The organism is Streptomyces sp. NPDC057307, from assembly GCF_042667665.1.
Taxonomy (GTDB): Bacteria; Actinomycetota; Actinomycetes; order Streptomycetales; family Streptomycetaceae; genus Streptomyces.
In genome coordinates, this window is the sequence record NZ_JBHUZM010000036.1 from 1 (window position 1) to 18,817 (window position 18,817).

Here is an 18,817-nt window from a genome sequence, read left to right on the forward strand (position 1 = left end):
CGTCCGGCCACCGCGCCAGGACCCGCGTACCGGACTCACTCGTCGCCGACGAGCGTCAGCGTGCGCAGCTTCTGTCCCGCGTACCAGGTCGCGACGACCGTCACGCCGACCAGCAGCACGACCGCGAGCGGCAGTCCGACGTCCGAGGTGATCATGTCCGTGTCGCTGGTCTTCTGCGCGACCGCCAGGGACCACTGCTGGACGCTGAGCGTCCGCGCCCCGGCGACCAGGCTGCCGAAGAGCGTCTCCCACACCAGCGCGTACACGAGGCCGATGACGACCGCGTGGCGGCTGACCGTGCCGAGCAGCAGGAACAGCGCGCTGTAGGCGATGGAGGCGACCAGTGCGGCGATCGTGTAGGACACCGCGATCTGCTGGCCGTTGCCGTTGAGGATGTATCCGGCGATAAAGGTGGGGACCGCGGAGAACACCATCGTCACGGCGATCGCGACGATCAGTTTGGTGAAGATGATCGTCGGCCGTTTCACCGGCTTCGCCAGCAGGTAGACGATCGAACCGTCGTCGATCTCGGGGCCGATGGCGCCCGTTCCCGCGATCACGCCGATCAGCGGGATCATGGTGGCGAGGGCGAAGCCGCCCAGGACGTCCGAGGCGGTCTGGTCGTCCACGCCGTTGAAGGCCCGTACGGCCACGGCGATGAGGATCAGCAGGACCGGCAGGATGAGGAGGACGGCGGCCCGGCGCCGGCCGAGCAGGGCCCGGTAGGTGAGCCGGGCGACTGTGGGTTCGTACATGGACGTCACAGCTCCTTTCAGGGCGCTCAGGCCGCTACGAGGTACGAGAAGACCGATTCGAGGGATTCGTCGGAGGGCGAGACCGAGAGCAGCCGGATGGAGTGCTCGCGGGCGACCCTCGGCAGCAGTTCGGTGAAGCGCCCGAAGTCGACGGCCTGGATGCGCAGCGCGCCCTCGGCGACGTCGACCTCGATGCCGGCCGTCGAGGGGTCGGCGATCAGCGCGGCGGCGAGGACGCGGTCGTCGCTGGACCGTACGAGATAGCGGTGCGGCCGGTCCGTCATCAGCCGGCGGATCTTGCGGAAGTCGCCGGACGCGGCGTGCCGGCCGGCGACGATCACCTCGATGTGGGCGGCGAGCTGCTCGACCTCCTCAAGGATGTGCGAGGAGAACAGGACGGTACGGCCGGAGTCGCCCATCCGCCGCAGCAGGTCCATGAGTTGCATGCGCTGGCGCGGGTCCATGCCGTTGAACGGCTCGTCGAGAAGGAGCACGGACGGTTCGTGGACGAGGGCGGACGCCATCTTCACGCGCTGCCGCATGCCCTTGCTGTACGTCGCGATCTTGCGGTCCTGCGCGTACTCCATCTCGACCGTGGCGAGCGCCTTGTGGGCCTCCTTCTTACCGAGGCCGTGCAGTTCGGCGTTGGCGACGACGAATTCGAGCCCGGTGAGGAAGTCGTACATCCCCTCGCGTTCGGGGACGATGCCGATCTTGCGGTAGACGGACTCGTTGCGCCAGATCTTGTCGCCGTCGAGGGTGACGCTTCCGTTGGAGGGGGCCAGGAAGCCGCCCATCATGTTGATGAGCGTGGACTTGCCCGCGCCGTTCGGTCCGAGCAGTCCGGTGACGCCGGGGCCGACGGTCATCGTCACGTCGTTGACGGCGACCACGTTGCCGAACCAGCGCGACGCGTGCTCGATGTTGATGGTGGTCACAGCCCGACCTTCCGGTAACGGCGCATGAGGACGGCGTACGAGCCGAGGATGAGCGCGAGGACGACCAGCAGATAGATGACGCCGACGCCGGCCGAGGGACCCGCCTCGCCGGGGAACGACGAGGAGGCGCCGAGAAACGCGGTCTGTACGCCGTCGATCAGCGTGATGGGTGAGAAGAGGCCGAGCCACTGGACGGCGCCGTCCGAGCCGGTCTCGGAGGCGATCGCCTGGACGGTGGAGACGGCGCCGTAGGTGATGGTCATCGTGGCGATCACGGCGGCGACGCCGAAGCCGCGGCGCGGGGTGAGGGCGGCCATCACCAGGCCGAGTCCGCCGAAGAGCAGCGAGAGCAGTGCCACGGAGACGAGTCCCTGGCCGAAGCCCTTGGTCTGGTCGACGAAGTCCATCTCGGCGAGCAGCGATCCGATGTAGAGGACCAGCAGCGGTGCGGCGGTCAGTACGAAGAGGGCGGAGGCCATCGCGCCGTACTTGGCGACGACGTAGTCGACGCGCTCGATGGGGCGCGAGAAGTACAGCGGCACCGTCTTGAAGCGCAGGTCGCGTGAGACGGACTGCGGCGCCTGGGCGGCCAGGAAGAGCGCGATGATGGCCTGGGTGAAGATCGCGTACCGCGTGTAGTCCACCGGCAGGCTCTTGAGGTTGGTGGCGACGGCGACGGCGACCATGATCGCCGCGGGCACGCACATCACGGCGAACAGGATCATCGGCAGGATCTTGGACTTGCCGGACCGGCCGAGGCCGTAGGAGCCGCGCAGGGACTGCGAGTAGAGGGAGCGGCGGGCGTAGGCGCGGCCGAGCCGCGGGCCGTCGTAGTTGCGGTAGCCGATGTTGTGGATCTGGGTGAGGTCAGTGCTCATCGCTGCCGCCTCCCTTCTGAAGTGCGAGTTCCGCGGTGCCGCTCTGCCCCGGTACGGCCTGCCCGTCGGCGGCGGCCGACCGGTCGTCCTTCGCGCGGAAGACCTCCGCGATGTGGTGGCGGCGCTGTTCCATCCGTACGAGGCCGAGCCCGAGTTCGGCGACGGTGTCGCGTACGACGTCGTACGTCTCCTCGCCCGTCGCCTCGATGAGCAGGATGTGGCCGGCGCCCGGCAGCCCGTCCTCCTCGCCCACGTGGAGCGAGAGTCCGGCCTTGGTGAGGGCCTCGCGCAGGACGCGGGTGCCGTCGGGGTGGGTGTCGGTGTCGGTGACCTCGACGGCGAGCGTCGCCGTGTTCTGCGTGAAGTCACTCGTGGAGCTGGAGCGCAGCAACTGGCCGCCGTCGATGACGACGACGTGGTCACAGGTGCGTTCGAGCTCGCCGAGGAGGTGTGAGGTCACGAGGACGGAGATGCCGAAGTCCGTGTACACGCGGCGGATCAGGTTGAGCATCTCGTCGCGGCCGACGGGGTCGAGGCCGTTCGTCGGCTCGTCGAGGAGGACGAGTTTGGGGTCGTGGACCAGCGCCTGCGCGAGCTTGACGCGCTGCTTCATGCCGGTCGAGTAGCCGCCGATGGGGCGGTACCGCTCCTCGTAGAGGCCGACGTGGCGCAGTGTGTCCGCCGTGCGTTCGCGGGCGGCGGTCGGGGGGAGTCCGGACATGCGCGCCATGTGGACGACGAGTTCGGTCGCCGAGACGTCGGGCGGCAGGCAGTCGTGCTCGGGCATGTATCCGACGCTCTCGCGGATGGCGGCGCCATGGGTGGCGACGTCGAACCCGAGCACGGTGGCCCGGCCTTCCGTGGCGGGGGACAGACCCAGCAGGATCTTGATCATGGTGGACTTGCCGGCTCCGTTGGCACCCACCAGACCGGTCACACCCGGTCCGATGTCCAAGGAGAGCCGGTCAAGCGCGGTTACCCGGGGGAACCGCTTACTCAGGCCTTCAGTAGCGATCACAGTCACGTTTAAGACGGTAGTGGTGTGCCCCACAGCGGACGTCAGCCCTGGCGGCTGTCTCGGGGTCCGTCTTGAGGCGTACGGACCCGTAAGGGCAGCATAAAAAGTTAGGCCGAAAGTTCCGGGGTCGGCGAGTTATCCACAGGCTGGGCGGGCCCCTTGACGCAGCCGCCGGACATTGTCACATTCATCAGTGTCACGTTACGGACGCGTACCGCACACGGCACGGAGGGGTGGCATGGCTTCAGCGGTGAAGGGCGAACAGACCGCGGAGCTGCGGGGATTCAGATCCGCGCAGCGCCTCGCGTACGAGTGCGCGGAAGCGGTGGCCGCGCGCCTGCGGCCGGGAGTCACGGAGCGCGAGGCCGCCCGGATGCAGCGCGACTGGTTGCGGGCGCGCGGGGTGCGCGACTGGTTCCATCTGCCCTTCGCCTGGTTCGGGGACCGTACGGCCTTCACGGGGTTCCGGATCCCGCTCCAGTTCTTCCCCACCAACCGCAGGCTGGCGGAGGGCATGCCGTTCATCCTCGATCTGGCGCCGGTCCACCGGGGTTTCCCCGCCGACGTCGGCTACTCGGGCTGTCTGGGCCCCGGCCCCGCCCCGCTGCACGACAAGCTGCTCACCGATCTCCGGGCGCACCGCGAGCTGCTGCTGCGCGAGGTGCGCGAGCGGCGCCCGCTGCGGGAGATCTACGAGAACGTGGACCGGCTGATGGTCCGCCAGGGGTACGAGAACAGACACCGGGCCTACCCCTTCGGTGTGATCGCCCACAAGGTCGACCGCGTGACGGACCGGCGCTGGTCGCCGCAGGTCCTCGGTTTCGGTACGCAGGCGCTCAAGGGCCTGGCGCGCGACGCGCTGCACGGGCACCGGGACGGCTGGTCGCCGCTGTGGAGCCCGTACGGATTCTCCGACCACCCGCCGAGACCGGGGCTGTGGGCGGTCGAGCCGCACCTCGGATTCCGGGGCACGGGGGCCAAGTTCGAGGAGATCCTGGTGGTCACCGACTCCAGGGACCCGGCCGAGAGCGCGTTCTGGCTGGATGACGATCTGCCGCATGTGCGGCGTTGGGCGGAGGGTGCGTGATGTCGCTTCAGTCAGTTCCGTCGCCGGCCGGGCCGGCCGGGGCGCGTGAACGCCGGGTGCGCACGGGCGGGATCGATCTGTGCGTGGCCGAGCTGGGTGATCCGACGCGGCCGACGGTCGTGCTCGTGCACGGCTATCCGGACAGCAAGGAGGTCTGGTCCCTGGTCGCGGAGCGGCTGGCCGAGCGGTTCCATGTGGTGCTGTACGACGTCCGGGGGCACGGCGGGTCGACGGCGCCGAAGCCGCTGCGCGGCGGCTTCACCCTGGAGAAGCTGACGGACGACTTCCTGGCGGTCGCCGACGCGGTGAGCCCGCACCGGCCGGTCCATCTGGTGGGGCACGACTGGGGTTCCGTCCAGGGCTGGGAGTTCGTGACCGTACGGCGCACAGCGGGCCGTATCGCCTCCTTCACCTCGATGTCGGGGCCGTCGCTGGACCACTTCGGGCACTGGATCAAGCGGCGGATGACCCGGCCCACACCGCGCGCGCTGGGCCAACTGCTCGGCCAGGGCGCCAAGTCCTGGTACGTGTACCTGCTGCAGACGCCGGTCCTGCCCGAACTGGCCTGGCGCGGGCCGCTCGGCAGGCGGTGGCCGAAGATCCTTGAGCGGTTCGAGAAGGTGCCGTCGGGGCGGCGGCCCGCGACAGCGGCCGACGGCACGGGGGCCGGGGACCCGGGGACCATGGCGCGGGCCGCGTATCCGACCGCCTCGCTGCCCGACGACGCCGCCCACGGCGCCTGGCTCTACCGGGACAACGTCAACGCCCGGCTGCGCAGACCGCGCGCCGACGCGCACGCGCACACGCCGGTCCAGCTGATCACCCCGACCGGGGACGTCTTCCTGTCCGAGCGGCTCTACGACGATCTGGACCGGTGGGTGCCGCAGCTGGTGCGGCGTACGCTCCCGGCGAAGCACTGGGTGCCGCGTACGCGACCGGACCAACTGGCCACCTGGATCACGGAGTTCGTCACGGCGCACGAGCCCGAACCGGAGCACGGGGACGACGCGGACGCCGTGGGGCCCGCCGGCAAGGCCCGCCGGGAGAGCCGGGCCCGCCGGGCGCGGGACCTGGTCGCGAGCGGGCCCTACGGGGAGCGGTTCGGCGGGCAGCTCGTCCTGGTGACCGGCGCGGCGAGCGGCATCGGACGGGCCACGGCGTTCGCGTTCGCCGAGTCGGGCGCCCGGGTCGTCGTGGTCGACCGCGACGCCGAAGGGGCCGCCAGGACCGCCGAGATGGCCCGGCTGATCGGGGCGCCACGGGCCTGGGCCGAGACCGTCGACGTCAGCGACGAGGAGGCGATGGAGAAGCTGGCGGAGAAGGTCGCCTCCGAGTACGGCACGGTGGACGTCCTGGTGAACAACGCGGGGATCGGGCTCTCGGGGCCGTTCCTGGACACCACGAGCGAGGACTGGAAGAAGGTCCTCGACGTCAATCTCTGGGGCGTCATCCACGGCTGCCGGATATTCGGCGGACAGATGGCGGCGCGCGGCCAGGGCGGCCACATCGTCAACACCGCGTCGGCGGCGGCCTATCAGCCGTCGCGCGCGCTGCCCGCCTACAGCACGTCCAAGGCGGCGGTGCTGATGCTCAGCGAGTGCCTGCGCGCCGAGCTGGCCGGGCAGGGCATCGGGGTCAGCGCCATCTGCCCCGGCTTCGTGAACACCGCCATCACGGCCACCGCGCGGTTCACCGGGGTCTCGGCGGAGGAGGAGAAACGACGACGCAGGCGAACCGCCCGGCTGTACGGGCTGCGCAACTACCCGCCGGAGAAGGTCGCCGACGCGATCCTGCGGGCCGTCGTCCGCAACGAGGCCGTCGTACCGGTCACGCCGGAGGCCCGCGGTGCCCGGCTGCTGTCCCGCTTCGCGCCCAGGACGCTGCGCGCGATCGCCCGTCTGGACCCGCCGCTGTGAACCGCGACGGAGAGGGCGGAAAGGGCGGAGAGGACAGCGTCGCAGAGGACGGTGTCAACGCCGTGCAGGACCCCAAAGGCCCTGACGGGAGCGCCGTCCCGGACGAGGGGTATGTGATCGCGCCCCGGCGGGTGTCGTTCGACTGGCGCGGGACCCCGCTGCACTGGATACCGGACGAACCCACCGCCACGCACGTCGTCAATGTGCTGCATCTGCTGCTGCCGGCGGGCGAGCGCTGGTTCGTCAAGGTCTTCAAGGAGGCCCTGCCGCTGGTACGGGACCCGGTGCTGCTCAAGGACGTCAAGGGCTTCATGGGCCAGGAGGCGACGCACAGCGTGCAGCACGCGTATGTGCTCAACCACCTGGCGGAGCAGCGGCTGGACACCGGGCCGTACACCCGGCACGTCGACTACCTCTTCGAGGTACTCCTCGGTGAGAAGCCGCCGTTCGGGGCGCCCTGGCCGGCGCGGGACTGGCTGCGCTTCCGGCTGGGGATCGTCGCCGCGATCGAGCAGTTCACGGCGGTCCTCGGCGACTGGGTGCTGCGCGCGGACGCGCTGGACCACGCGGGGGCGGACGAGGTCATGCTCGACCTGCTGCGCTGGCACGGCGCGGAGGAGGTCGAACACCGGTCGGTGGCCTTCGACATGTACCAGCACTGCGGCGGCCCCGATCCGGTGCGCTACGCCCGCCGGCTGGAGACGATGGTCATCGCCGCGCCGGTGATGCTCTGGTTCTGGTCGCGCGGGGCGGCGTATCTGATCCGGCACGATCCGCAGCTCGCGGGCCGGCTGCGCTACTCGCTGCGCGAGCACAACCGCGCGATATCCAAAGGTCTGTTGCCCACCTGGCGGGAGCTGGGATCGGCGGTGCCCCGGTACTTCCGGCGGTCGTACCATCCCTCGCGGGAGGGTTCGCTCCGCAGGGCCGTCGACTATCTGGCGACCTCGCCGGCGGCCCGCGCGGCGGCCGGAGCGGTCGGCCGCGCCGCGCTGAAGTAGCGCGTGCCGGGACCGTGGGAGGAGTGAGCGTGTCTGCGAGTTCCGGTACGTCTCGGACCCCGGCCGGCGGCCGGTACCGGATCGAGGACCTGGCCCACGCGAGCGGCGCCACGGTCCGGACCATCCGCGCCTACCAGGACCGCGGGCTGCTCCCCACCCCGGAGCGGCGGGGCCGGGCCAATGTGTACGGGGACGCGCATCTGACCCGGCTGCGGCAGATCGCGGACCTCCTCGAACGCGGCTACACGCTGGCCTCCATCAAGGAGTTGCTGGAGGCGTGGGACGCCGGGCGCGGTCTCGGCGGGGTGCTCGGCCTGGTCGCCGAGGTGCACGGCCCGTGGACCGACGAGCGGGCCGCCCGGATCAGCCGGGCGGAGCTGGACGAGCGGTTCGGCGGCTCGCCCGACGAGGCGGCGCTCGCCGAGGCGGTGGAGCTGGGGGTGCTGGAGCGGGTCCCGGGACGGGACGACGAGTTCCTCGTACCGAGCCCTCAAGAGCTGGCGGTAGCCGCCGAGTTGTACGCCGCCGGGGTGCCGCTGTCCGCGATCTCCGCCCACCTGCGGGAACTTCGCGGGCAGGTCGAGCATATCGCCGAGCGTTTCATGGAGTTCACGATCGAGCACGTCTTCGCGCGGTATCTGGGCCATCGCCCGCCTACGGACGCCGATGCCGCCGAGGCGGTGTCGCTCGTACGCCGTCTGCGCCCGCTCGCCCGGCAGACGGTCGACGCCGAACTGGCGCGCGCCATGCGGCTGTTCGCGACCCGGCATCTCCAGCAGCATCTGATGGCGGAGGAGCCGGAACCGTCGGGGCCGGAGACCCGTTCGGTGGCCCTGCCCGCCGGGACAATCGACGCGGTCCAGAAGCTGGTTGGCCAGGCCGCAGCCCCGGAGTTCATCGCGGTGGCGGCCGAACGGGAGGTGCGGGCAAGGGCGTTGGACGCGCTCGCCGCAACGCACAGTCAGAACACCCAACTTGACCAAATGGATTAATCCGGGCATCAGTTGTCCACAGATTCATCAAATGGCCTGTGGATAACCTGAGTTGACTGTGGATCAAACATTTCACCACCGATCGTTTTCGGATCGGATCGAGGCGCTGCCGATGCGCCTTCGAAGCGCTTGAGACCGGACCGAAATGAGTGGCGCCCGCGCGACGCCACCGGGCACGCTGTGCGGATGACCGGAACACGCACACCACCGGGCGCGGGAACGCCCGACGAGCGACGCACCGTGAAGGTGTCGAAGTACCTCTCCAAGCATCTGCGGCACCAGCCCGAGCGGATCGGCCTCACGCTCGATCCGAACGGCTGGGTGGAGGTCGAGGCGCTGCTCCGCGCCACCGCCGACCACCGCTTCCCCATCACCCGCGCCGAGCTGGACCACGTCGTGGCCGTCAACGACAAGCGGCGCTTCACGATCGAGGGCGACCGGATCCGCGCCAACCAGGGCCACACGGTCGAGGTGGACCTGGACCTGCCGCCGGCCGAGCCGCCCGCGTACCTCTACCACGGCACGGTCGCCCGCAGCCTCGACGCGATCCGCGCCGAGGGCCTGCGCCCCATGAACCGGCACCACGTCCATCTCTCCCCCGACCGCGAGACGGCGACCCGCGTCGGCGCCCGCCGCGGCCGGCCCGTCGTCCTGCCCGTGGACGCGGGCGCGATGCACCGCGACGGCCATGTCTTCCGGGTGAGCGCGAACGGCGTCTGGCTCGCCGACGCCGTACCGCCGCGCTACCTCCGCTTCGGCGACTGAGCCGCGCGAGCCCTCCCCCTCACGCATTTCCACGAGCGGCTCTCCGGAGAGAGCATCGGTGTCCTCGATGACACCGAGAACCGCCACCGCTGTGCTTCACCGAGGGCGCAATGCGGCTCACATTCCTATAACCCAAGGGCTCCGTTCATCCGGCTGAAACAGCACGTGATATGCGCGTGACGCGCAAATAGACGAACCGGCTCTTGTCCTAATGAAATTCTATTCATCCCAACGAGTGCACCGAATTCAAATTCGTCGGCGGGGCCCACCAGAATGATCAAGCCACCCGTCATCGCAGTCGTTGGAGATGCCGTTGCCCAGTCATGACACATCCTCCCACGAGCACAGCCGTTCATCTCCGGCTCCGGTCCTGGGCTCGTTCCGCGCCCCGAAGGAGGTCGCGAGTTTCGCGCCCGCCGCGTTCGGATACGCCCTCTTCGCCACCCGCTGGCTCCAGGCCCCGCTCTATTTCGGCCTGGTCGCCGCACAGGGCGTCTATGTCTACAAGTTCTTCAACGAGCTGGGGAAATTAATCGTTCATGTCATCAACGGCCATGCCGACGAGACGCACGTCATGCTCGCCGTCCTCAAACTGGTCGACGTCGTGATGATCGCCAATCTGCTGATCATGACGATCGTCGGCGGCTACGAGACCTTCGTCTCGCGCATCAACCTCCAAGGCCATCGCGATCAGCCGGAATGGCTCTCGCACGTCAACTCGAACGTGCTCAAGGTCAAGCTCGCCACCGCCATTGTGGGAATTTCGTCCGTCCATCTGCTGCAGATGTTCGTCGACGTGCACCACACTTCCCATCACGCGCTGCTGTGGGGGACCGCGATCCATATGGCCTTCATCCTGTCCGCCGGGATTCTGGCCTATATGTCGGGCCCCATGCTGGAGCCACGGAGGAGCGGTCACGGGTGCGGTGGCCATACGGGCCGTAGCCATGACGGCCGTAGCCATGACAACGGCGGCCACGCGGTCGGCGGCCATGCGGACAGTCACGGAGAAGGGAACCTGCGCCTGATCCCGAAGCCGTCCACCGGGTCGCACGACGATGCCACGCCCGAAGAGCCGGCGGCGCCTTCCACCCCCGCGACGAATGCGGCCGCCTCGCCGGCCACGCAGCCCACTTCGGCGACACAGTCGGCTTCGGCTTCGCCCTCCGGAAGTACGGGCGCCGAAGCCCGTATCCGCGCCGCGGGCTTCCCCGCCCCCAAGGCGCTGGAGGACTTCGACCACGGCTACCCCCGGTCGCTCGACCGGGAGGCCGTGGCGATGCTCGGCAAGCTGGACTTCATCGCCGCCAAGGAGAACGTCGTCCTCCTCGGCCCACCCGGCACCGGCAAGACCCACCTCGCCGTCGCCCTGGGCACGCGCGCCTGCCAGGCCGGCCACCAGGTGCTGTTCGCCACCGTCGTCGAGTGGGCCGCCCGACTCGCCGACGCCAAGGCCGCGGGCCGCCTCACCGAGGAACTGGCCCTGCTGGACCGCTACCCCCTGCTGATCGTCGACGCGCTGGGCTACTTCCCCCTGCAGGCCCAGGAGGCCCAGCTCTTCTTCTGCCTCGTCGCGCACCGCTACGAGCGCGGCTCGCTGATCGTCACCAGCGACAAGCCCCTGAGCGGCTGGGACCTCGTCCTCAACGACACCGCGGTGGCCTCGGCCGTGATCGACCGCCTCGTCCACCATTCCGAGATCATCAGCATCGAGGGGGACAACTACCGGATGCGCAACCACGGCGGCTTCCGATTCGCGTCCCCGGCCGTCTGTTAGGACTCACGTCCAGGGCTCACGGTCAAGGACGCACGTCCAGGGCGCTCGCGTCGGCGCCGACGTGAACCGGGCCGGGGTGTCGAGCGCACCGCGCCGAAACCGGCACCGGGCCGTCGCCCCCGGAGGGCATGTGGTTTGCCCGGTCGGCAGGGAGGTGACACGTAGGCTCGGGCCATGAGCCTGCGCCTGAGCACCGTGATTCTCCCCGTCGACCGCTGGCACGAGGGAGGCCGCGCCAAGTGGCAGCGCGCCGAGGAACTCGGCTTCCACACCGCGTACACCTACGACCATCTCTCCTGGCGCACCTTCCGCGACGGCCCGTGGTTCGGCGCCCTGCCCACCCTCACCGCCGCCGCCACGGCTACCGAGCGCCTGCGGTTGGGCACCCTCGTCACGTCTCCGAACTTCCGCCATCCCGTGACGCTCGCCAAGGAGCTGATCTCGCTCGACGACGTCTCGGGCGGGCGGATCACGCTGGGGATCGGGGCGGGCGGCAACGGCTTCGACGCGACCGCGCTCGGGCAGGAGGCGTGGACGCCGAGGGAACGGGCGGACCGGTTCGGCGAGTTCGTGCCGTTGCTCGACCGGCTGCTGACCGACGGCGCGGTGACTCGGGACGGCGACTTCTACGCGGCGGTCGAGGCGCGGAACATCCCGGGCTGTGTGCAACGCCCCCGGTTGCCGTTCGCGGTGGCGGCCACCGGACCGCGCGGGCTCACGCTCGCGGCGCGGTACGGGCAGGCGTGGGTCACGACGGGCGACCCGAAGCTCTACGAGGAAGGCACGCCCGAGCAGTCCGACGCGGCGCTGCGCGGCCAGGTCGAGAAGCTCGGCGAAGCGTGCCGGGCGGTTGGCCGGGACGTGGCCGAGGTGGACAAGATCCTGCTCACCGCGTTCACTCCCGACCGCTCCCGGCCGCTCGACTCCGTCGACGCCTTCGTGGACTTCGCGGGCCGACAGCGCGAGATCGGCTTCACCGAGATCGTGGTCCACTGGCCGATCCCCGACTCCGACTTCGCCGTCGACCAGGCGGTCTTCGAGAGGATCGCCACCGAGGCCCCGGCCAAGCTCCGCTGAGCCGCCCGCGGTTCGGTCGCCGCGACCTGTTCCGGATGAACGGGTCGGCTGCGGCGCAGCCGTGCCGGTGTCCCGTGGGCGTATGAGCGGGATCTCATATGTGCGCCCCTCCGCACTCACGTGCACTCCTGTGCGCGAGGATGGACGGGTGACCTCAGCTACCGATTCCTCGCTTCCCGCCCGCCCCCGGCTGATCGCCACCGATCTTGACGGAACGTTGCTGCACGACGACAAGACCGTCTCCGAACGCACCGTCGCCGCGCTCGCCGCCGCCGAGGAGGCCGGGATCGAGGTCTTCTTCGTCACCGGGCGGCCGGTCAAGTGGATGGGGGTCGTCAGCGACCATGTGCACCGGCACGGCCTCGCCATCTGCGCCAACGGCGCGGTCGTCGTCGATCTGCGCGGCGGCGCGGAGGGGGCAGGAGAGCTGTTGAAGGTCCGCGGCCTGGACCGGGCCGCCGCGCTCGGCGTCGTACAGGCACTGCGGGACGCGGCGCCCGGCACGGTCTTCGGCGTCGAGAAGACGACGAACTTCTGCTACGAGCCCGAGTACCCGCCCTTCCAGGACGACCCGGGCGCGCACGTCGCCCCGGCGGAGAAGCTTCTTCAGGAGGCGGGGGAGGGCGACGACGATCCGGTGATCAAGCTGCTGGCCCACCACCCGAGCCTGACCCCCGACGGTTTCCTGACCCTGGCCCGTACGGCCGCCGGGCACCTGGCCTCCTTCACCCGCTCCAGCCCGACCGCGCTGCTGGAGATCAGCGGTCTCGGGGTGAGCAAGGCGAGCACGCTCGCGCTCTGCTGCGCCGAGCGCGGCATCTCCTCCGACGAGGTCGTCGCCTTCGGGGACATGCCGAACGACATCGAGATGCTGGGGTGGGCCGGTACGTCGTACGCGATGGGCAACGCGCATCCGGATGTGATCGCGGCGGCGTCCGGGCGCACGGTGGCGAACAACGAGGACGGGGTCGCCGTGATCATCGAGCGGTTGGTGGCACGCGCACGGGCGGAGGGCACCCCCTAGGCCCTGTCTTCAAAGTCCCGCCTGGCCTGCGGGCGGACGGCGCTACTTTGAAGACAGGTCCTAGAGCGGGGCCTGCCAGATCACCGTCGTACCCCCGCCCGCCTCGGCCAGGCCCGGGGCGACCTCGCTCGACCCGCCCAGCGACTCGGCGCGGCGCCGCAGGTTCCGCAGGCCACTGCGCCGGCCGCCCTCCGGGATGCCGACGCCGTCGTCGGCGACCGACAGCCGTACGGCCGGTGTGCCGTCGGGCAGTTCGGCGTTCGCGTCCACCGTGACCTCGATACGTGACGCCCGCGCGTGCCGGAAGGTGTTGGAGAGGGCTTCGCGGAGCGCCGCGATGAGGTTCTTGCCGGTGAGTTCGCCGACGGCCGAGTCGACCGGGCCGACGAAGCGGTGGGTGGGCTTGAAGCCGAGCGGCACGGCCGCCATGTTGATCTCGCGCAGTACGCGGGTCCGCAGCCCGGACGGCGCCTCGGCCGGGCCCTGTTGCAGCGCGAAGATGGCCGTACGGATCTCCTGGATGGTGACGTCCAGTTCGTCGACGGCCTTGCCGACGCCCGCACGGACCTCGGGCACGTCCGACTGCCGCTGCGCGGTCTCCAGCATCATCCCGGCGGCGTACAGGCGTTGGATGACCAGGTCGTGGAGGTCGCGGGCGATCCGGTCGCGGTCCTCGAAGACCGCGAGCCGTTCCCGGTCGCGCTGTGCCTCGGCCATCATCAGCGCGAGGGCCGCCTGCGAGGCGAACTGGATGGCGAGCGAGCGCTCCGACTCGGTGAAGGGGCGCGCGCCGATGGCACGCGGTGTCGCGAGTACGCCGAGCACCCGGCCGTCGCTGTGCAGCGGCAGCAGCATGCTCGGGCCGTAGCGGTGGGACACCGGGGAGATCAGGCGCGGGTCGGTGGTGGCGTCCGCCACGTAGACGGGCTCGCCGGCCAGCAGCGTGGCGACGACCGGGCTGCCGGCCGGGAGCCGGGTGCCGATGGACGCGGTCGGGGTGCCGGACGATACGGCGACGACCTCCAGTCCCCCGTCGGGCGTGGGCAGCAGGACGACGCCGACGGCCGAGTCGGCGAGTTTGCGGGCCTGTTCGGCGACGACGGCGAGGGCGTGATGGGCGGGGTCGGCGGGCTGGACGGGGTCGTGGTCCCTGACATCCCCGGCGTCCCTGGTGTCCCTGGTGTCCTCCGCCTCCTCCGCGTCCTCGCCCGAGAGCAGGGCGGTCGTGACGGCGACCGAGCCGTCGATCCACCGCTCGCGCTGCCGGGCCGCCTCGTACAGCCGCGCGTTGCCGATGGCGAGGCCCGCCTCGGTCGCGAGCACCCGCACCAAGTGCTGGTCGTGGTCGGTGAATTCGGCGGCGTCGTGCTTCTCGGCGAGATAGAGATTCCCGAGGATCTCGCCCTGGACGCGGATCGGTACGCCGAGGAACGTCCGCATCGGCGGGTGGTGGGGCGGAAATCCGACGGCGCGCGGATCGGTGGTGAGGTCCGCGAGCCGGAGCGGTTCGGGATGGCGGATCAGCTCGCCGAGCAGTCCGCTGTGGCCGTCCGGGCGGTGGCCGATCCGCCGTGCGGCGTCGGCGTCCACGCCGTAGGTGACGAAGTCGGAGAGACCGCCGCCGGCCTCGTCCACGACGCCGAGCGCCGCGTAGCGGGCGCCGGCGAGACGGGCCGCCGTCTCGCAGATCCGGTCGAGGGTGGAGTGCAGTTCGAGACCGGTGCCGACGGAGCGCATGGCTTCGAGCAGTTGCGGGACGCGGGCGGTCAGCTCGGTGGACAGGCCCTGGAGGCGACGGGCCGCGTCGGCGTCGCGCGTGGCGGCCCCGTCGGTGGTCCCGGCATCGACTCCGGCATCGACTCCGGCGTCGGTCCCGGCCTCGGGGTCGCCCTCGTGGAAATCCTGGGGTTCGGGCGCTGTCATAGCCCTGACCCTAGTTAGTCCCATTTGTTATGGAAAGTCGGTTCCTGGATCACACGGGTCGGCCGACCAGGCCGACCGGTCCCCGCTCCCGCTCCCACATCCTCCGCAGTGGCCCCGCCACCGCGACCAGCTCGCCGTACGGCCCCCGCTGCACCACCCGGCCGCCGTCGAGCACGATCACCTCGTCGACCGCGTCGAGCCCTTGGAGTCGATGGGTGATGAGCAGCGTCGTACGCCCTTCGGTCACCGCCAGCAGATCTGCGGTCAGCGCGTCGGCCGTCGGCAGGTCGAGGTGTTCGGCGGGCTCGTCCAGCACGAGGACAGGGAAGTCCGCGAGGAGCGCGCGGGCCAGGGCCAGGCGCTGGCGCTGGCCTCCGGAGAGCCGTGCGCCGTGCTCGCCGACGAGCGTGTCCAGGCCGGCGGGCAGCGCGTCGACCCAGTCCAGCAGGCGGGCGCGGCGCAGGGCGTCGCGGAGGTCGTCGTCGGTCGCGTCCTTGCGGGCGAGGGCGAGGTTCTCCCGTACGGAACTGTCGAAGAGATGCGCGTCCTGCGCGCACAGCCCGACGAAGCGCCGCACCGTGTCGCCGTCCAGCGCCGCCGCGTCCGTGCCACCGAGGCTCACGCCGCCCTCGCGCGCGTCCAGGAAGCGCAGCAGCACCTGCGCGAGCGTCGTCTTGCCCGCGCCGGACGGGCCCACGACAGCCACCCGCTTCCCGGCGGTCAGTGTCAGGTCGACGCCGCTGAGTGCGTCGCGCTCCTGCCCCGCGTACCGGGCCGAGAGGCCCCGTACCTCCAGCGGGAACGGCGTCGCGGGAGCGGCGGCCGGGCGCGCGGGCTCATGTACGGGGACGGGCGCGTCCAGCACCTCGTACACCCGCTCGGCGCCGCGCGCGGCCCGCTGCCGGTACTGCACCGCGAGCGGCAGCCCGGCGACCGCCTCGAACGCGGCGAGCGGGGTCAGTACGACGACGGCCAGCGCGACACCTGGGAGCCGCCCGTCGTGTACGGCGCCGACTCCGGCGTACGCGGCCGCCGCCACGGTCAGTCCGCAGATCAGCGCGGACAGGCCGCCGCCGAGTGCGGTGGCGGTCGCGCCGCGCGAGGCGATGGCCGTCAGCGTCGCGTCGGCGTCGCGGGCCGCGCGGAGACGGCTCCGGAGGGCGCCGGCGACGGTCAGTTCGGCGCAGCCGTCGAGGAGTTCGGCGACACGGGTCGCCAACAGGCCGCGCGCGGGGGCGAGTCGGCGCTCGGCGCGGCGCGCGCGGGCACCGCTCACCAGCGGCACACCGACGCCGGCGGCGAGCAGCCCGACGGCCAGCACGGCGCCCGCCTCGGGGAGCAGCCAGCCGGTGAATCCGACGGCGCCCGCGCCGACGAGCACGGCGGAGCCGACGGGCAGCAGCCAGCGGAGCCAGTAGTCCTGGAGGGCGTCGACGTCGGAGACGAGCCGGGAGAGCAGATCACCGCGCCGGGCCTCGCGCAGCCCGGCGGGGGCGAGCCGTTCGAGCCGCCGGTAGACGGAGACGCGGAGGTCGGCGAGCATCCGCAGGACGGCGTCGTGGGAGACGAGCCGCTCGGCGTACCGGAAGACGGCGCGCCCGATCCCGAAGGCACGGGTAGCGGTCACGGCGACCATCAGATACAGCACGGGCGGCTGTTCGGACGCCCGCGAGATGAGCCACCCGGACACGGCCATGAGCCCGACGGCGGACCCGAGGGCCAGACTCCCGAGCACCGACGCCAGCACGAACCGTCCCCGCAGGGTGCCGACGGCGGCGCGCATACGGGCGAGGGGGTGGGGGTGGGGCGCGGCGCTGCCGCCGTCAGGCGCTGTTTCGGAGCCGTCCCCGCCGGCTGGCTTGCCGCTGTCGCCGGCCGCCGGGCCGGGCGCCCTGTCCGTCCCACCCGCACCGAACGGCACGGTCAGCACCCCGTCGCCACCGACGGCGGCGGCCCCCACCCGCCCCGCACCGGACGCCACCCGCCCCGGCAGCTCGATCACCCGGTCCGCCACCGACAGCAGCGCCGGGCGGTGGATCACCAGGAGGACCGTGCGGCCCACCGCCAGGCGGCGGACCGCGTCGACCACCGCCGCCTCCGTCTCGCCGTCCAGCGCCGCCGTCGGCTCGTCCAGCAGGAGCAGCGGGCGGTCGGCGAGGAACGCGCGGGCCAGGGCCAGGCGTTGGCGCTGCCCGGCCGACAGGCCCGTGCCGTCCTCGCCCAGCGGCGTCTCCACGCCCTGCGGGAGCGCGGACACGAAGTCGTACGCCCCCGCGTCGCGCAGCGCGTTCCGTACGGCGGTGGCGTCCGCGTCCGGGCGGGCCAGGGTCACGTTCTCGGCGATCGTCCCCGCGAAGAGGTACGGGAGCTGCGGCACCCAGGCGATCTGTTCGCGCCAGCGGTCCAGGTCCAGGTCCGACAGGTCGGTCCCGCCCACCCGTACCCGGCCCTCCGTCGGCGCCGTGAAGCCGAGCAGCACGTTGAGCAGCGTCGTCTTCCCGGCCCCGCTCGGGCCGACCAGGGCGACGGTCTCCCCCGGCTCGACCACCAGCGTGGCCGCGTCCAACGACGGTTCCGTACGGCCTTCGTGGCGGACCGTCACGCCGTCCAGCTCCAGCCGCAGCGAGCCGGGTACGTCAGCGCCACCGGCCGAACCCGAAGCCCCCGCCGAAACCGACGACCCAGCCGGAATCGAAGACCCCGCAGACCCCGCCGTCTCCAGCACCGCGAACAGCTCCTCCGCCGCCGCCAGCCCCTCCGCCGCCGCGTGGTACTGCGCCCCCACCTGCCGCAGCGGCAGATACGCCTCCGGCGCCAGGATCAGCACCACCAGGCCCGTGTAGAGGTCCAGGTCCCCGTGGACCAGCCGCATCCCGATCCCCACGGCCACCAGCGCCACCGACAGCGTCGCCAGCAGCTCCAGCGCGAAGGACGACAGGAAGGCGATGCGCAGCGTACGGAGCGTGGCCCGCCGGTACTCGGACGTGATCTCCCGCACCGATTCCGCCTGCGCCTTCGCCCGCCCGAAGACCTTCAGCGTCGGCAGCCCCGCGACCACGTCCAGGAAGTGCCCCGACAGCCGCGACAGCAGCTGCCACTGGCGGTCCATCCGGGACTGGGTGGCCCATCCGATGAGCACCATGAAGAGCGGGATCAGCGGCAGGGTCAGCACGATGACGCCCGCCGACACCCAGTCGTCGGTGACGATCCGCGCCAGTACCGCCACCGGCACCACCACCGCGAGACCGAGCTGCGGCAGATAGCGCGCGAAGTAGTCGTCGAGCGCGTCCACGCCACGGGTCGCCAGCGCGACGAGCGAGCCGGTGCGCTGACCGCTCAGCCACCCCGGCCCCAGTTCGGCCGCCCGCTCCAGCAGCCGGCCCCGCAGCTCGGACTTGACCGCCGCGCTCGCCCGGTGCGCGGCCAGTTCCGTCAGCCACGCGACCAGTCCGCGCCCGACGGCGACGGCGCCCAGCAGAAGCAGCGGCGTACGGAGCCCGGCGGCGTCGAGTCCGTCCTCGAACGCCCCCACCACCACCTCGGCGATGATCATCGCCTGGGCCACCACCAGCCCGGCACCGGCCAGTCCCAGGACCACCACCGCCACCAGGAAGCGCCGGGTGGCTCGTGCGTACCGCAGCAGACGCGGATCGATCGGTTTCACGT

Annotated in this window: 14 protein-coding genes; 8 read left to right on the forward strand and 6 right to left on the reverse strand. The window is 71.4% G+C overall.

Annotated features, from left to right (window positions below; translation table 11 throughout):
• Positions 1 to 35: 35 nt before the first annotated feature.
• Genes ACFUN8_RS15810 through ACFUN8_RS15825 form a run of 4 tightly spaced genes read right to left on the reverse strand, consistent with a single transcriptional unit; the run spans position 36 to position 3,622 of the window.
• Positions 36 to 755 carry an ABC transporter permease gene (locus ACFUN8_RS15810; protein WP_383636785.1) on the reverse strand — a complete coding sequence of 240 codons (720 nt, stop codon included), beginning with the start codon at positions 753 to 755 and terminating at the stop codon, positions 36 to 38.
• A 26-nt stretch (positions 756 to 781) separates the two neighbouring features.
• The gene (locus ACFUN8_RS15815) at positions 782 to 1,693 is read right to left on the reverse strand and encodes an ABC transporter ATP-binding protein (RefSeq protein WP_383636788.1); all 912 of its coding nucleotides are present in this window, start codon (positions 1,691 to 1,693) and stop codon (positions 782 to 784) included.
• Positions 1,690 to 2,571: an ABC transporter permease gene (locus tag ACFUN8_RS15820; RefSeq protein ID WP_383636791.1), complete on the reverse strand. Its 882-nt coding sequence runs from the start codon at positions 2,569 to 2,571 to the stop codon at positions 1,690 to 1,692. Before ACFUN8_RS15820 ends, ACFUN8_RS15815 begins: the two co-directional genes overlap by 4 nt.
• On the reverse strand, positions 2,561 to 3,622 hold the full coding sequence (locus ACFUN8_RS15825; protein ID WP_383636794.1) for an ABC transporter ATP-binding protein: 1,062 nt from the start codon (positions 3,620 to 3,622) through the stop codon (positions 2,561 to 2,563). Before ACFUN8_RS15825 ends, ACFUN8_RS15820 begins: the two co-directional genes overlap by 11 nt.
• 205 nt (positions 3,623 to 3,827) lie before the next feature.
• Between ACFUN8_RS15825 and ACFUN8_RS15830 the strand changes: the two genes are divergently transcribed.
• The 8 genes from ACFUN8_RS15830 to ACFUN8_RS15865 all read left to right on the forward strand — a co-directional run bounded on the left by ACFUN8_RS15830 (position 3,828) and on the right by ACFUN8_RS15865 (position 13,228).
• Positions 3,828 to 4,676, forward strand: coding sequence for a M24 family metallopeptidase (locus ACFUN8_RS15830; protein ID WP_383636797.1), 849 nt, complete (start codon positions 3,828 to 3,830; stop codon positions 4,674 to 4,676).
• Complete coding sequence (locus ACFUN8_RS15835; protein WP_383636800.1) at positions 4,676 to 6,592, forward strand: SDR family oxidoreductase; 1,917 nt, start codon at positions 4,676 to 4,678, stop codon at positions 6,590 to 6,592. Before ACFUN8_RS15830 ends, ACFUN8_RS15835 begins: the two co-directional genes overlap by 1 nt.
• A 62-nt stretch (positions 6,593 to 6,654) precedes the next feature.
• A complete protein-coding gene (locus ACFUN8_RS15840) occupies positions 6,655 to 7,593 on the forward strand; it encodes a metal-dependent hydrolase (RefSeq protein WP_383636803.1) in 939 nt (312 codons plus the stop codon).
• Between the two features lie 23 nt (positions 7,594 to 7,616).
• Entirely contained in the window at positions 7,617 to 8,585 is a 969-nt protein-coding gene (locus ACFUN8_RS15845; RefSeq protein WP_383636806.1) for a MerR family transcriptional regulator, read from the forward strand.
• A gap of 186 nt (positions 8,586 to 8,771) precedes the next feature.
• Entirely contained in the window at positions 8,772 to 9,350 is a 579-nt protein-coding gene (locus ACFUN8_RS15850; RefSeq protein WP_383636809.1) for an RNA 2'-phosphotransferase, read from the forward strand.
• A 370-nt stretch (positions 9,351 to 9,720) separates the two neighbouring features.
• A complete protein-coding gene (gene istB / locus ACFUN8_RS15855) occupies positions 9,721 to 11,127 on the forward strand; it encodes an IS21-like element helper ATPase IstB (RefSeq protein WP_383636927.1) in 1,407 nt (468 codons plus the stop codon).
• Positions 11,128 to 11,301: 174 nt separating this feature from the next.
• Positions 11,302 to 12,204: an LLM class flavin-dependent oxidoreductase gene (locus ACFUN8_RS15860; RefSeq protein WP_383636812.1), complete on the forward strand. Its 903-nt coding sequence runs from the start codon at positions 11,302 to 11,304 to the stop codon at positions 12,202 to 12,204.
• Between the two features lie 148 nt (positions 12,205 to 12,352).
• Positions 12,353 to 13,228 (forward strand): Cof-type HAD-IIB family hydrolase, encoded by an 876-nt coding sequence (locus ACFUN8_RS15865; RefSeq protein WP_383636815.1) that lies wholly within the window; start codon positions 12,353 to 12,355, stop codon positions 13,226 to 13,228.
• A gap of 60 nt (positions 13,229 to 13,288) precedes the next feature.
• Here the strand turns inward: ACFUN8_RS15865 and ACFUN8_RS15870 are convergent, their stop codons facing one another.
• Together ACFUN8_RS15870 and cydD are read right to left on the reverse strand one after the other, a co-directional pair.
• Positions 13,289 to 15,151 carry a GAF domain-containing sensor histidine kinase gene (locus tag ACFUN8_RS15870; RefSeq protein ID WP_383636818.1) on the reverse strand — a complete coding sequence of 621 codons (1,863 nt, stop codon included), beginning with the start codon at positions 15,149 to 15,151 and terminating at the stop codon, positions 13,289 to 13,291.
• 49 nt (positions 15,152 to 15,200) lie between these two features.
• Positions 15,201 to 18,815: a thiol reductant ABC exporter subunit CydD gene (cydD, locus tag ACFUN8_RS15875; protein WP_383636821.1), complete on the reverse strand. Its 3,615-nt coding sequence runs from the start codon at positions 18,813 to 18,815 to the stop codon at positions 15,201 to 15,203.
• Positions 18,816 to 18,817: the final 2 nt, after the last annotated feature.